The 600-nt window shown below is 77.3% G+C and carries 1 protein-coding gene; it reads left to right on the top strand.

Annotated features, from left to right (window positions below; translation table 11 throughout):
* On the top strand, positions 1 to 600 hold a 600-nt coding region (locus GTW43_RS26950; RefSeq protein WP_161304565.1), incomplete at both ends, for an ATP-binding cassette domain-containing protein.

The raw sequence follows: 600 nt of genomic DNA on the forward strand, positions 1-600 counted from the left end.
TCGTCGGCGAGTCCGGCTGCGGCAAGTCCGTGCTCGCCTCCGCCCTGCTCGGACTCCTGCCGGCCAACGCCGAGACCGCGGGCACCGCGCACGCCGGCGGCCTCGACCTGCTCGGCGCCGACGAGGCGACGCTGGCCCGCACCGTGCGCGGCCGGCGCGTCGGACTCGTCCCGCAGAGCCCGGCCGCACACCTCACCCCGGTGCGCACCGTCCGCGCCCAACTCGCCGAGACCGTCAGGGCCCTGACCGGCATCGGGCGGCGCGGCCCGGCGCTCACCGCCGCCGTCGACACGGCCGCGGCGCGGGCGGCCTTCCCGGCCGACCACCTCGACCGCTACCCGCACGAGCTCTCCGGAGGTCTCGCCCAGCGCGCCGCGACCGCGCTCGCCCTGGTCGGCGACGCCCCGCTGCTCCTCGCCGACGAACCCACCACCGGCCTCGACCGCGACCTCGTCGAGCGCACCGTCGACGAACTGCGCCGCCATCTCGGAACCGAACGGGCCCTGCTGCTCATCACGCACGACCTCGCCGCCGCCGAGCGCATCGCCGACCGCGTCGCCGTCATGTACGCGAGCCGCATCGTCGAGATCGCGGACGCCC

It is taken from the genome of Streptomyces sp. SID5785 (assembly GCF_009870065.1).
Classification (GTDB): Bacteria; Actinomycetota; Actinomycetes; order Streptomycetales; family Streptomycetaceae; genus Streptomyces.